Origin of the sequence: Pseudomonas sp., from assembly GCF_040514055.1 — a bacterium.
In the GTDB taxonomy this organism is placed as follows: Bacteria; Pseudomonadota; Gammaproteobacteria; order Pseudomonadales; family Pseudomonadaceae; genus Aquipseudomonas.
The window spans coordinates 15,013-27,253 of sequence record NZ_JBEVDL010000039.1; the positions used below are offsets into that span (position 1 = coordinate 15,013).

Genomic DNA, 12,241 nt, shown 5'->3' on the forward strand with positions numbered 1-12,241 from the left:
GGGCAAAAAAAATGGCCACCGGTCGTTCAACGGGTGGCCATCGGGGTGCGCGTGCTCGCTAGCGGTCGCACGGCCTCCATGGCCGGATGCGACAGCAGGTGATCATCACTGTAAGGGGTGCGGAATAGGTCATGGCCCTGAAACTAACCGCGCACGGGCGCGGCGTCAATCGGGGCTTACGGAAAATTTCTGCCATCCGGTTCGCCTGATCGTCCGCCGGCGACGGGCTCGCTTAACACGACCCAGGCTCGGCGGGGTTGCACCTTGGGAGCCGCGAGTGTTCACAGATGTGACAGGGTTCTGGCTGGATCGGCGTCGACGATTATGCTGGTAGGGCAGCGCATTTGGCGCCCTCCTCACCCGGGTAAAAGGATCGACCATGCTCACCCCCCCTGTTAGCCAACTCTCCCGCCTGGCCATCGGCCTCGGCCTGGCCACGTTGTCGCTGGCCGCCACGGCCAGTGAGCTGAACGTCACCACCTTCGACGACCAGTACGACGGCCTGTGCGATACGCACTGTTCGTTGCGCGATGCGATCAGCGTCGGCGCCAGCCAGGCGCAGACGGTGATTCGCCTGGCGGCCGGCACCTACCGGCTAAGCCGGCGTAATCTCGAGACACCCGAAGGCGGGCGGATCGATGAGGACGCCAATGCCCTTGGCGACTTCGATGTGCGTGGTAGCTTGACGATCCTGGGGGGCGGCACCGAGCAAACGATCATTGACGGGGACTGGATCGACCGCCTGTTCGAAGTCGCCCCCCAGGCCAGCCTGAGCCTAAATCAGCTGTCACTGATCAACGGCTTTACGCCTTATTACGGCGGAGGGCTGGAGAACCATGGCACCGCCCTCCTGGAACAGGTGGCCATCAAGGGCAGCAGCGCCCGCGCGATCAGCGAATCCGAGACCGAGGGTGCGGTCGGTCGCGGCGGCGGCATCGCCAATTTCGGCAGCCTGTCGCTGCGGCGCAGCCTGTTGTTCAACAACACCGCCATTGGCGCCTACGGCTACTCCGGCGACGGCGGTGGCATCTATAACCTCGGGGCGTTGTGGGTCCGCGACAGCCAGATCAACCAGAACCATTGCAGCGACACGGGCGACGCCGGCAACGGTGGCGGCCTGTACAACCGCGGCACGGCGGACCTGGCGCGGGTCGCCCTGATCGGCAATACCGTGGAGTTCAACGGCCAGGGCGGTGCCATCGCCAACTTGCAAGGTACGCTCAAGCTGGTCAACGCCACCCTCAGCGCCAACTCCTCCGGGGAAAACAGCGATGGCGCCGTGACCAATGGCTACCGCCGCGCCCAGGGCACCCGCGCTTATGCCGAGTTGTATAACGTGACGATCGCCGACAACTGGGGGCATGGCGTGGCGAACTGGGACCAGTTACTGATCCGCAACAGTATCGTGGCCGGCAACCAGGTCTACGACGAGGCCCGCAACTGCGTCAACCAGGGGCTTATGCAGGTCAAGGGCTTGCTGCTCGGCACCGGTGCCGGTAACTGTGTCGGCAGTGTCAGCATCGACAATGCCAGTACCCTGACCCAGCACCTGTTCCCGCTGGCGGACAACAACGGCAGCCAAGTGCATGCGTTGCGCAGCCACAGCGCCGCCCTGGACAGCGCCTTGGGCAACTGCCCTGCCCACGACCAGCGTCAGCTGGACCGGCCCCGTGATGGCGACGGCGATGGTCAGGCGCGCTGCGACCTCGGCGCCTTCGAACGAGCCCGGCCGTAGCGCCCCGTTACTCCAGCGCTGGCCGCGCCGCCAAGCCGCCAAAAGAGAGAGTCGGGTCGATATAGCGCATGGCCGACTTGACGTCTTTCCAGCCGACGTAGGTCATCAGGGTCTTGAGGTCCCAGCCGTTGCCCGTGGCCCAGGTGGCGAAGCCGCGGCGCAATGAGTGACTGGTGTAGCGCTCGGCCGGTACCCCGGCCTGGTGCAGTAGCCGACGCAACAGGGCGATGATGCTGTTGGGGTGCAGGCCCTCTTCGCCCAGATGACCCCAGCGGTCGATCCGCCGAAACAGCGGCCCGCGGGCCAGGCCGGCGACCTGGATCCAGTCCAGGTAGGCCTGCACCGGGCACAGGCGCTTCAGCGCCGGGGCCTGGTAGGTGGTGCCCAGGTGCTGGCGGTCGCCCTTGCCGTGCGGCAGGTACAGGCTCATCCCCCGCCCCGCTTGCGCCTGGATCTGCTCGACCTGCAGACGGCACAACTCGTCGCTGCGAAAGCCGCGCCAGAAGCCGATCTGGATCAGTGCCGCATCACGCTGGCTGCGCAGCAGGCGACCCAGGTCGCCGGCCTGACGCGCCTGAGCGGCCTCCCCTGCCAGCCAGGCCACCGCCTGCTCAAGGTGCTGCAGCTGCAGCGGCGCCGCCTGCTTCTGCTGCACCGGGTGCAGGCTGCGGATGCCCTTGAGCACCTGGCGGACGGTCGGGGTCTTGGTCGGGTCGGGAAAGCCCTGGCTCAGGTGCCACTGGGCCAGGGCGGCCAGGCGCTGCTTAAGGGTGTTGATCGACAGCGTCGCGGCATGATCGACCAGGTAGCGCACGACGCTGTCGGCGGTGGCCGGCAGAAACCCACCCCAACTCACTTCGAAGTGCTCGACGGCCGACTGATAGCTGCGCCGGGTATTGGCGCGGGTACCGGCCTGCAGGTAACGCTCCACCTCGTTTATGGCCAGACCTCCTGGGGTGTACGGCGGCACGCGGCGCAAGGCCTCACGCAACACTTCTGATGGGATAATCCTGCATTATTCTATCTGAGATGCAGCGCTTGTTCAGGAAATAAATTGTCAATTTTAGAATGTAAATACATAATACATACCACAGTACATAATCGAGGATCAGGTCCATGGCACGTGGCGGCATCAACAAGGCCCTGGTCGATCAGGCGCGCCAGGCGCTGCTGGCGCGCGGCGAACACCCGAGCATCGACGCGCTGCGGATCGCACTGGGCAACACCGGCTCGAAAACCACCATTCACCGTTACCTCAAGGAACTGGAGGCGAGCGATGCCCAGGACGCACCCGCCGCGCTGGGCGAGCACCTGGGCGCCCTGGTGGCGCAACTGGCCGAGCAACTGCAGACCGAGGCACGTGCCACAGTCGAACAGGCCCGGGCGCAATGGATCCTCGAGCGCGCCAGCCTGCAGGTGCGCCTCGAACAGCTCGAAGGCCAGCTTGCCGCACAGTTGCAGCAGGCCAGCGCACTGGAAGAACAACGGGATCAGGCGCGCTCCGACGCGCAGCAAACCGCGCAGCAAGTGCAGCGCGACGCGGTGGAGATGGCGCGCCTGAGCCAGGCCCGGCTGGAGCTGCAGGCGCGCCTGGGCGACCGGGAAGCCCAGGTGCAGTCCCTGGAGGACAAGCACCAGCACGCCCGCGAGGCCCTGGAACACTACCGCCGCGCCAGCCAGACCCAGCGCGAACAGGAGCAGCGCCAACACGAAAGCCAGGTGCAGCATTTGCAGATGGAGGTTCGCCAACTGCAACAGAACACCATCGTGCAACAGGACCTGATCACCCAGCTCAACCGCGGCAACGAACGTTTGCTTACCGAAGCGCGGCTGCAGCAGGTCGAGCAGTTGCGCCTGCAGGAGTGCCTGGAGCAGCAGCAGACGCTGCACCACCTGACCCAGGAACAACGGTCGCAGGAGCAGGCGCTGCAGGCCACGCTGCAGGAACGTCTGGAACAGACCCAGCGCGATCGCACGACCCTGGAACAACGGCACTTGGCGCAACAGCGCCGCGAACAGCAATTGGAACGCCAGCTCGCCGAGGCGCGCACGGCGCTGAAACTGCTGCGCAGCGCGCGATCCACCCCGCCCGCCCAGCTGTCGGCGGGCGACACGGAGCCTGGGAGCTTGTAGCCGTATCCACAGCTGAGAAAGCGCGAATCGGCCAATACCGCTCGCGTGGAATACGCCGGTGCAGCTGAGTCGCCAGGGCTGGATACCCGCCTGCGCGGGTATGACGCGGCGTGGGATACTCAGCCCAGCCAGCTGTTCAAGGCTGGCCAGACCGACAGTTCAGCGCCGTGGCGGGAAAGGCACGGTCAGCGGCACATAGGCGCGCCACAGCCCTTATGCAAAAGCCCCTAATCGCGATCCAGCAGATGAAACTGCGGCAGCGACAGGTGCCAGTGAATCGCCGCCAGGCGAGTCAGTAACACCACCAGCATGGCGATCCCGGTGGCCAATTCATGGGCCAGGTCCAGGTGACGCAGGCCGATAAACACCAGGGAGCCGGCGATACAGGCCGTGGCGTAGATTTCCTTCTGGAAGATCAGCGGGATTTCGTTGCAGATCACGTCGCGGATCACCCCGCCGGCCACCCCGGTCATCACCCCCATGATCACCGCCGTGCTGATCGGCACCTGGTGCTGCAAGGCCACTTCGGTGCCGTACACGGTAAACAACGCCAAGCCAAAGGCATCGGCGACCAACAGCCCGCGCTCGTTGATTGGCCGGGTCAGACGCACCCAGAGCACGGTACCGACGGCTGCCAGGCTGGCCACCAGGATATAGGTGTCGTCGCGAATCCAGCTGACCGGGTGGTTGTCCAGGATCAGGTCGCGCAAGGTGCCGCCGCCCAGGGCGGTGACCAGGGCAATCACCAGCACGCCGAACAGGTCCATGGACTTGCGCCCGGCCATCAGCGCGCCGGTGATGGCAAAGACCATCACCCCAAACAGGTCAGCCAGGTAAAAGAGCGGCGTCATGGGTCACTACTTCGCCACGGGCGTGCGCAGGGTGACGAACTCCTCGGCGGAGGTCGGGTGCACCCCCAGGGTCTCGTCGAACATGCGCTTGGTGGCCCCGGCCTTGAGCGCGATGGCCAGGCCCTGGATGATCTCGCCCGCCTCCGGCCCGACCATATGGCAGCCCAGCACCTTATCGGTGTCGGCATCGACCACCAACTTCATCAAGGTCCGCTCCTGGCAGTCGGTCAGGGTCAATTTCATCGGCCGAAAGCGGCTTTCATACAGGGTCACCCGATGCCCTGCCTCGATCGCCTGGGCCTCGCTAAGGCCCACGGTGCCGATATTGGGCAGGCTGAACACCGCGGTGGGGATCAGCTGGTAGTTCACCGGCCCCTGGTACTGCTCGGGCTTGAACAGGCGCCGGGCCACAGCCATGCCTTCAGCCAGGGCCACCGGGGTCAATTGCACCCGCCCGATCACGTCGCCGATCGCCAGGATCGAGGGCTCGCTGGACTGGTAACGCTCATCGACCTGGATAAAGCCGCGCTCGTCCAACGTGACTCCAGTGTTTTCCAGGCCGAGGTTATCCAGCATCGGCCGCCGGCCAGTGGCATAAAAGACGCAGTCGGTATCCAGCACCCGACCGTCCTTCAGGGTGGCTTTCAGGCTGCCGTCCGCCTGCTTGTCGATGCGCTGGATATCGGTGTTGAACTGCAGGTCCAGGCCCGCCTTTTCCAGCTCTTCCTTGAGGTGCAGGCGCACCGATTCGTCGAAGCCACGCAGGAACAGCTCGCCGCGGTACAGCAGCGACGCCTGGGCACCCAGACCGTGAAAGATCGAGGCGAACTCCACGGCGATGTAACCGCCACCCACCACCAGCACGCGCTTGGGCAGGGTTTTCAGGAAAAACGCCTCGTTGGAGCTGATCGCGTGTTCACGCCCGGGCACGTCCGGCACCTGCGGCCAGCCGCCGGTGGCGATCAGGATATGCTCGGCACTGTAGCGCCGGCCATCGACGTCCACGGTGTGGGCATCGACCAGGCGCGCGTGGTTTTCCAGCAGGGTCACCCCGCTGTTGACCAGCAGGTTGCGGTAGATGCCGTTGAGGCGCTGGATCTCGCGGTTTTTATTGTCGATCAGCGTCGGCCAATCGAACTGCGCCTCGCCAACCGACCAGCCAAACCCGCGCGCCTGTTCGAAGTCATCGGCAAAATGCGCGCCGTAGACCAACAGCTTCTTCGGCACGCAGCCGACATTGACGCAGGTCCCGCCCAGGTAACGGCTTTCCGCCACCGCCACCCGCGCACCAAAGCCCGCGGCGAAACGGGCCGCGCGCACACCGCCGGAACCGGCACCTATCACAAACAGGTCGAAATCGTAGGCCATTGCAACTCTCCTCAGCAGGCGGCCAGCATACCGCAAACCCAGCGGCGAAAAGCCGGGCCCTGACCCGCCTCGATTGAAGCCGCCCGCCCGGTCGGCTAGCCTCAACCCCTTGCCGCCTTCGCCGCCGGAGCAGCCGACGATGCCACCCCGCCTCACTCACCTGGCCCTGCATGTCCCCGACCTGGATGCCTGCATGGCCTTCTATGGCCGCTACTGCGCCATGCAGGTGATCCACCAGCGCGCCGCCAAGGGTTCGCGCATCGTCTGGATGGCCGAAGCGGGCAAGGAGCGGGACCTGGTATTCGTCATCATGCCCGGAGGCCAGCCGCGCCACCTGGCCGAGGACGACTACAGCCACCTGGGATTTGCCCTGCCTAGCCGCGCGGCGGTGGATGCCATCGCCGCCCAGGCCCGTGCCGACGGTTGCCTGGTCTGGGCGCCGCGGGACGAACCTTTTCCGGTGGGGTATTACTGCGGGGTGCGCGACCCCGCCGGGCACTATGTGGAGTTCAGCTACGGCCAGCCACTGGGTCCCGGCGCCGAGTCGCTGGCTACCCCCTGAAACACCAACGCCACCCGAAGGTGGCGTTGACACTACGCGGCCGAGGCCGGGTAAACGAACGGACTCAGTAAGCCTTGCCCGTCTTGTAAAAATTCTCGAAACAGAAGTTGGTGGCGTCGATATAACCTTCCGCGCCGCCGCAGTCGAAGCGCTTGCCCTTGAATTTGTAGGCCAGCACGCAACCGTCCTGGGCCTGCTTCATCAGGGCGTCGGTGATCTGGATTTCACCGCCCTTGCCCGGCTCGGTTTGTTCGATCAGCTTGAAGATATCCGGGGTCAGGATGTAACGACCGATGATCGCCAGGTTCGAGGGGGCATCTTCGGGCTTGGGCTTCTCGACCATGCTGTTGACCCGATAGATGTCATCGCGAATCATTTCGCCGGAAATCACCCCGTACTTGTGGATTTCTTCCATGGGCACTTCCTGAACCGCCACGATCGAGCAGCGGAACTGGTTGTACAGCTTGACCATCTGGGTCAGCACGCCATCGCCGTCGATGTTGAAGCACAGGTCATCGGCCAGTACCACGGCAAAGGGTTCATCGCCAATCAAGGGGCGGCCGCTGAGGATGGCATGGCCCAGGCCTTTCATTTCCACCTGACGGGTATAGGAAAAGCTGCATTCGTTGATCAGGCGACGGATACCGACCAGGTATTTTTCCTTGTCGGTGTCGCGGATCTGGTGCTCGAGCTCGTAGCTGATGTCGAAGTGGTCTTCCAACGCGCGCTTGCCGCGACCGGTGACCATCGCGATCTGCGAAAGGCCCGCCTCGAGGGCCTCTTCCACGCCGTACTGGATCAGTGGCTTGTTCACCACCGGCAGCATTTCCTTGGGCATGGCTTTGGTTGCGGGCAGGAAGCGGGTGCCGTAACCGGCCGCCGGGAACAAGCATTTTTTGATCATGGGATTCCTTGGTAGAAAGGCTGAAAAAACGCCGTGCAGTCTATCAGGACGCACTGGCCTTACAATGGCCCTGCACGGGCCAGGCAGTGCCAGGATAGACAAAGCCTGGCGCCCAGAGTTGCGTTGGGTTGCGCAGATAAGCGCACTGCCCTTTCCCTTTCCCTTTCCCTTTCCCTTGCCCGCGTCGCCTGTGGCCAGCACGCCGCTGCGCGATCAAGCCCCGCCCCCTTATTGCCGTGACCCAGTGCACATAACCTAAGTGCCACTACGAATAACGTACGCCACCGAGGAACGCTTGGGCACATGGCCAGTCAGATAGGCAGCCCCTTCTATACAAGGCACCATGGTGCCAGCTTGAAAGGCCGACCCCCTGCGCAACTCGCGCACCTACCTCCAGACACAGGAATCATCAATGTCCAAGCTGACCGAATACCGTGAAATCGAACGCATGCTGCAGATCAAGCTAGACCGGCTGGAAAAGCTCAAAGGCAACCCGGCCATGCAGCAGGAGTTGGCGTTCAAGGAAAAATTTCAGGGGCTTCTTCAGCAGTACAACCGCAGTCTGGGCGATGTGATCGCCCTGCTGGAGCCCGGCAAAGGGCGTATTGGCCGCCGTCAAGCGCGCGGCTGAACCCAGCATGGCCCTGACCGCGTCGGTAGTCGAACGGCCGCGGTCAGGCCGGCACGCCGCTGTGAAAGCGGAACTCGCCATCCGGGCTCTCGATCAGCTCCTGCTCCAGCGCGCGCACCCGCTCGATCGTGCTCTGCACGTCAGCGGCCTCGCCATATTGGTAGGCCAGTTTCAGGTAGCCCTGAAAATGGCGGGCTTCGCTTTTCAGCAGGCCAAAATAGAACTTCCCCAGCTCCGCATCCAGATGCGGCACCAGGGCTTCGAAGCGCTCGCACGAGCGCGCCTCGATAAAGGCGCCAACCACCAGGGTGTCCACCAGCTTCACCGGCTCGTGGGTGCGCACGGCCTTGCGCAGTCCTGAGGCATAACGGGCCGCCGACAAGGGCCGTAGGGCAATGCCACGCCTTTTCAGCAGGCTCAACACCTGCTCGTGATGACGCAGCTCTTCACGCGCCAGTTTCGACATGGTGCCGATCAGGTCGGTGTGGGTGGCGTATTTGGCGATCATCGACAACGCGGTGGACGCCGCCTTGAATTCGCAATTCTTATGATCGAGCAACATCACCTCTTGCTGCTGCAAGGCGACCTCAACCCAAGCGGTTGGCGTGCGGCAGCCGAGGAACTGGTGGACTTCAGTCAGCACCTGTCACCCCCGGCGTTCGGACGGCAGCGGGCCACGGGCATGGATGGCAGGCAGGGACAAAGCAATTCGGATCGCGACGGCATAGGCTCACAAGGCGGTGGCAGGGCTGGCAGGCAGGGCTGGGACGGGCCATTATACGAGGGATACGTCAGAGGGCCAGCCACGCCGTTGACCCAGGTCATGTCCGCCCCCGCAGGGCACCCCGTATAGTGAGCCAGGATTATGAGCAGGGAGATAACGATGCAAGCCATTCGCAGCATTCTGGTGGTCGTGGACCCTCATCAAGAGGACGGCCTCGCGCTCAAGCGCGCCAAACTGATCGCCGGGGTGACCCAATCCCATCTGCACCTGCTGGTTTGCGAACGCAAGCATGACCACAGCGCCCTGCTCGCCAGCCTCAGCGCGGCACTGGAGGTGGAAGGCTACAGCGTTTCCGGCCAGCAGGCCTGGCACGAGAACCTCTACCAGACCATAGTCACGGTACAGCAAGCCGAAGGCTGCGGCCTGGTGATCAAGCAGCATGTACCGGAAAACCCGCTGAAAAAAGCCTTGCTCACCCCGGATGACTGGAAATTGCTACGCTATTGCCCAGGCCCGGTGCTGATGGTCAAGACTGACAAACCCTGGACCGGCGGCATCATCCTGGCGGCCGTCGACGTCGGCAACAATGACGGCGAGCACCGCACCCTGCATTCGAGCATCGTCAGCCACGGCTACGACATCGCGGCCCTGGCCAAGGGCGAATTGCACGTGATCAGCGCGCACCCCTCGCCCATGCTGTCGGCGGCCGACCCGGCGTTTCAGCTCAAGGAAACCATCGAGGCGCGTTACCGCGAGCAGTGCAAGGCCTTCCAGGCCGAATATGACGTCAGCGACAGCCGCCTGCATATCGAAGAAGGCCCTGCCGATGTGCTGATTCCCTTTGTCGCGCGCAAGTTGGCGGTCGCGGTGACCGTCATCGGCACCGTGGCGCGCACCGGCCTGTCGGGTGTGCTGATCGGCAACACCGCCGAAGTGGTGCTCGACACCCTGGAAAGCGACGTGCTGGTGCTGAAGCCGGACGAGATCATCGCTCACCTCGAAGAGCTGGTGGCCCGCCGTTAAGGACGGCAGCGGCACAAAAAAGACCGCCTCGGCGGTCTTTTTTATGGGCGGCACCTGGGTTCAGACCCGCGTATCGAGCCCGTGCTGCAGAAAACGCGGTGCGATATAGCGCTCGTAATGGGCCTCGGACAGCAAAAAGAACTCGCGATCGATGGCGTCGCGCAACTGCGGCAGCGGCCAGTCGCGGAACTCCGGCAGCAGCACTATGCCGTAGGCGTTGAGTTGGCCGATCACGCGCGCGCCGCGGGCGATCAGCTGGTACGCCCAGCAATAGGGCGATTGCTCGACCACATAACGGATGGTGCGTTGCTCCAGTTGCTGGCGCAGGCGCAACGGATCGAAGACTTCCAGCTTGGACGCCATCACCTGTACCAGGAGCACTTCCAGGCGCCGCCAGACCGCCTGCTTCTCCGCCTCGTCATAGCGGTTCCAGGCGATCACTTCATGGTGGAAACGTTTGCAGCCGCGGCAGACCAGGTCGCCGTAGACCGTCGAGCACAGGCCGACGCAAGGGGTCTTGATGCGCTGATTGGGCATGGTGTAAAGGGCGCAGTGGACCGAACAAGGGCGCATAGTAGCCTGTTGAACGCGCAGAATCACCCGTACCAAGCCGCCGAGGCGGCTTAACTTCCCGGGTGCTTTCCTGTAGAATCAGCGAGCCTTTTTAGGCGTCAATGTCCGAACAGAAGCTGTTTTCAAAGCGTCACGAGCACAGTTAACCCCGCAGGCCGGAGGTTGGCCAGCCGTATTCGACCCCCTCGGATGCCCTCGCCAACCTTTGCCGCCCCCTCGTCCTGCAGGCGTAAAACTTTGAAAACAGCTTCCGGATGCGTGTCCCGGCTCTATCCGTGGGACCACTGATGAGGGTAATAACTGTGCTTGAAGCCTATCGCAAACATGTTGAAGAGCGTGCCGCTCAGGGCATCGTCCCCCAGCCGCTGAACGCCGAACAAACCGCAGGCCTGGTTGAACTGCTGAAGAACCCTCCCGCTGGCGAAGAGCAGGTCCTGCTCGACCTGATCACCAACCGTGTGCCGCCGGGCGTGGACGAAGCCGCCTACGTCAAGGCCGCATTCCTCTCGGCCCTGGCCAAGGGTGAAGTCAGCTCGCCGCTGCTCGACAAGAAACGCGCCGTGGAACTGCTCGGCACCATGCAGGGCGGCTACAACATCGTCACCCTGGTGGACCTGCTGGACAGCGCCGAGCTGGCGCCGGTCGCCGCCAAGGAACTCAAGCACACCCTGCTGATGTTCGATGCCTTCCATGACGTCGCGGAGAAAGCCAAGAACGGCAACCTGCACGCCAAGGCCGTGCTGCAATCCTGGGCCGATGGCGAGTGGTTCCAGAACCGTCCGACCCTGGCCGACAAGATCAGCCTGCGCGTGTTCAAGGTCACCGGCGAAACCAACACCGACGACCTCTCCCCCGCGCCTGACGCCTGGTCGCGCCCGGATATCCCGTTGCACGCCCTGGCCATGCTGAAAATGGCCCGTGACGGTATCGTGCCGGACGAGCAAGGCGCCATCGGCCCGATGAAACAGATCGAGCAGATGCGTGGCGATGGCTTCCCGATCGCCTACGTCGGTGACGTGGTCGGTACCGGTTCGTCGCGCAAGTCGGCCACCAACTCGGTGCTGTGGTTCTTCGGCGACGACGTGCCTTATGTGCCGAACAAGCGCGCAGGCGGTTTCTGCTTCGGCAGCAAGATCGCCCCGATTTTCTACAACACCATGGAAGACGCCGGCGCCCTGCCGATCGAATTCGATGTTTCCAACATGCACATGGGCGACGTGATCGACCTGTATCCGCATGCGGGCAAAGTCACCAAGCACAACAGCGACGAAGTGCTCACCACCTTCGAAATGAAGACCCCGGTGTTGCTCGACGAAGTCCGTGCAGGTGGCCGTATCCCACTGATCATCGGCCGTGGCCTGACCGAGAAGGCCCGTGCCGAACTGGGTCTGCCGCCTTCGACCCTGTTCAAACTGCCGGACGCACCGGCGCAAAGCAGCAAGGGTTTCACCCTGGCGCAGAAAATGGTCGGCAAGGCTTGCGGCGTGGCCGGTGTTCGTCCGGGCACCTACTGCGAGCCGAAGATGACCACCGTCGGCTCCCAGGACACCACCGGTCCCATGACCCGTGATGAACTGAAGGACCTGGCGTGCCTGGGCTTCTCCACCGACCTGGTGATGCAGTCGTTCTGCCACACCGCGGCCTACCCGAAGCCGATCGACGTCACTACACACCACACCCTGCCCGACTTCATCATGACCCGTGGCGGTGTGTCCCTGCGTCCGGGCGACGGCATCA

At 63.7% G+C, this 12,241-nt stretch carries 12 protein-coding genes; 6 read left to right on the plus strand and 6 right to left on the minus strand.

The window, feature by feature from the left end:
- Positions 1-379: 379 nt before the first annotated feature.
- Complete coding sequence (locus ABWY06_RS10255; RefSeq protein ID WP_353925469.1) at positions 380-1,735, plus strand: choice-of-anchor Q domain-containing protein; 1,356 nt, start codon at positions 380-382, stop codon at positions 1,733-1,735.
- Between the two features lie 7 nt (positions 1,736-1,742).
- Here ABWY06_RS10255 and ABWY06_RS10260 read toward each other — a convergent pair whose 3' ends face one another.
- Positions 1,743-2,729 (minus strand): site-specific integrase, encoded by a 987-nt coding sequence (locus tag ABWY06_RS10260; RefSeq protein ID WP_353925470.1) that lies wholly within the window; start codon positions 2,727-2,729, stop codon positions 1,743-1,745.
- Positions 2,730-2,851: 122 nt separating this feature from the next.
- Between ABWY06_RS10260 and ABWY06_RS10265 the strand changes: the two genes are divergently transcribed.
- A complete protein-coding gene (locus tag ABWY06_RS10265) occupies positions 2,852-3,868 on the plus strand; it encodes a DNA-binding protein (RefSeq protein ID WP_353925471.1) in 1,017 nt (338 codons plus the stop codon).
- Positions 3,869-4,095: 227 nt separating this feature from the next.
- Here the strand turns inward: ABWY06_RS10265 and ABWY06_RS10270 are convergent, their stop codons facing one another.
- The gene (locus ABWY06_RS10270) at positions 4,096-4,719 is read right to left on the minus strand and encodes a trimeric intracellular cation channel family protein (RefSeq protein ID WP_353925472.1); all 624 of its coding nucleotides are present in this window, start codon (positions 4,717-4,719) and stop codon (positions 4,096-4,098) included.
- A gap of 6 nt (positions 4,720-4,725) precedes the next feature.
- On the minus strand, positions 4,726-6,087 hold the full coding sequence (gene gorA, locus ABWY06_RS10275) for a glutathione-disulfide reductase (protein ID WP_353925473.1): 1,362 nt from the start codon (positions 6,085-6,087) through the stop codon (positions 4,726-4,728).
- A 139-nt stretch (positions 6,088-6,226) separates the two neighbouring features.
- Here gorA and ABWY06_RS10280 point away from each other — a divergent pair, with 139 nt between their 5' ends.
- Positions 6,227-6,649 carry a VOC family protein gene (locus tag ABWY06_RS10280; RefSeq protein WP_353925474.1) on the plus strand — a complete coding sequence of 141 codons (423 nt, stop codon included), beginning with the start codon at positions 6,227-6,229 and terminating at the stop codon, positions 6,647-6,649.
- A 64-nt stretch (positions 6,650-6,713) separates the two neighbouring features.
- Here the strand turns inward: ABWY06_RS10280 and galU are convergent, their stop codons facing one another.
- On the minus strand, positions 6,714-7,553 hold the full coding sequence (gene galU / locus ABWY06_RS10285) for a UTP--glucose-1-phosphate uridylyltransferase GalU (protein WP_353925475.1): 840 nt from the start codon (positions 7,551-7,553) through the stop codon (positions 6,714-6,716).
- Positions 7,554-7,965: 412 nt separating this feature from the next.
- Between galU and ABWY06_RS10290 the strand changes: the two genes are divergently transcribed.
- The gene (locus ABWY06_RS10290; RefSeq protein WP_353925476.1) at positions 7,966-8,184 is read left to right on the plus strand and encodes a hypothetical protein; all 219 of its coding nucleotides are present in this window, start codon (positions 7,966-7,968) and stop codon (positions 8,182-8,184) included.
- 43 nt (positions 8,185-8,227) lie between these two features.
- Here ABWY06_RS10290 and ABWY06_RS10295 read toward each other — a convergent pair whose 3' ends face one another.
- Positions 8,228-8,827 carry a MiaE family protein gene (locus ABWY06_RS10295; protein ID WP_353925477.1) on the minus strand — a complete coding sequence of 200 codons (600 nt, stop codon included), beginning with the start codon at positions 8,825-8,827 and terminating at the stop codon, positions 8,228-8,230.
- A gap of 240 nt (positions 8,828-9,067) precedes the next feature.
- Between ABWY06_RS10295 and uspL the strand changes: the two genes are divergently transcribed.
- On the plus strand, positions 9,068-9,931 hold the full coding sequence (gene uspL / locus ABWY06_RS10300; protein ID WP_353925478.1) for a universal stress protein UspL: 864 nt from the start codon (positions 9,068-9,070) through the stop codon (positions 9,929-9,931).
- Positions 9,932-9,991: 60 nt separating this feature from the next.
- Here uspL and ABWY06_RS10305 read toward each other — a convergent pair whose 3' ends face one another.
- A complete protein-coding gene (locus ABWY06_RS10305) occupies positions 9,992-10,468 on the minus strand; it encodes a DUF1289 domain-containing protein (RefSeq protein ID WP_353925479.1) in 477 nt (158 codons plus the stop codon).
- Positions 10,469-10,806: 338 nt separating this feature from the next.
- On the opposite strand from ABWY06_RS10305, the gene ABWY06_RS10310 reads away from it, so the two are divergent.
- Positions 10,807-12,241: aconitate B (locus ABWY06_RS10310; RefSeq protein ID WP_502948180.1), on the plus strand; the 1,435-nt coding region annotated here is incomplete at its 3' end.

Excerpts from the sequence above, each read along its gene's own strand:
- ABWY06_RS10255 (WP_353925469.1), top strand. The coding sequence starts at position 380 with ATGCTCACCCCCCCTGTTAGCCAACTCTCCCGCCTGGCCATCGGCCTC.
- ABWY06_RS10265 (WP_353925471.1), top strand. The coding sequence starts at position 2,852 with ATGGCACGTGGCGGCATCAACAAGGCCCTGGTCGATCAGGCGCGCCAG.
- ABWY06_RS10270 (WP_353925472.1), bottom strand. The coding sequence starts at position 4,719 with ATGACGCCGCTCTTTTACCTGGCTGACCTGTTTGGGGTGATGGTCTTT.
- gorA (WP_353925473.1), bottom strand. The coding sequence starts at position 6,087 with ATGGCCTACGATTTCGACCTGTTTGTGATAGGTGCCGGTTCCGGCGGT.
- ABWY06_RS10280 (WP_353925474.1), top strand. The coding sequence starts at position 6,227 with ATGCCACCCCGCCTCACTCACCTGGCCCTGCATGTCCCCGACCTGGAT.
- galU (WP_353925475.1), bottom strand. The coding sequence starts at position 7,553 with ATGATCAAAAAATGCTTGTTCCCGGCGGCCGGTTACGGCACCCGCTTC.
- ABWY06_RS10290 (WP_353925476.1), top strand. The coding sequence starts at position 7,966 with ATGTCCAAGCTGACCGAATACCGTGAAATCGAACGCATGCTGCAGATC.
- uspL (WP_353925478.1), top strand. The coding sequence starts at position 9,068 with ATGCAAGCCATTCGCAGCATTCTGGTGGTCGTGGACCCTCATCAAGAG.
- ABWY06_RS10305 (WP_353925479.1), bottom strand. The coding sequence starts at position 10,468 with ATGCCCAATCAGCGCATCAAGACCCCTTGCGTCGGCCTGTGCTCGACG.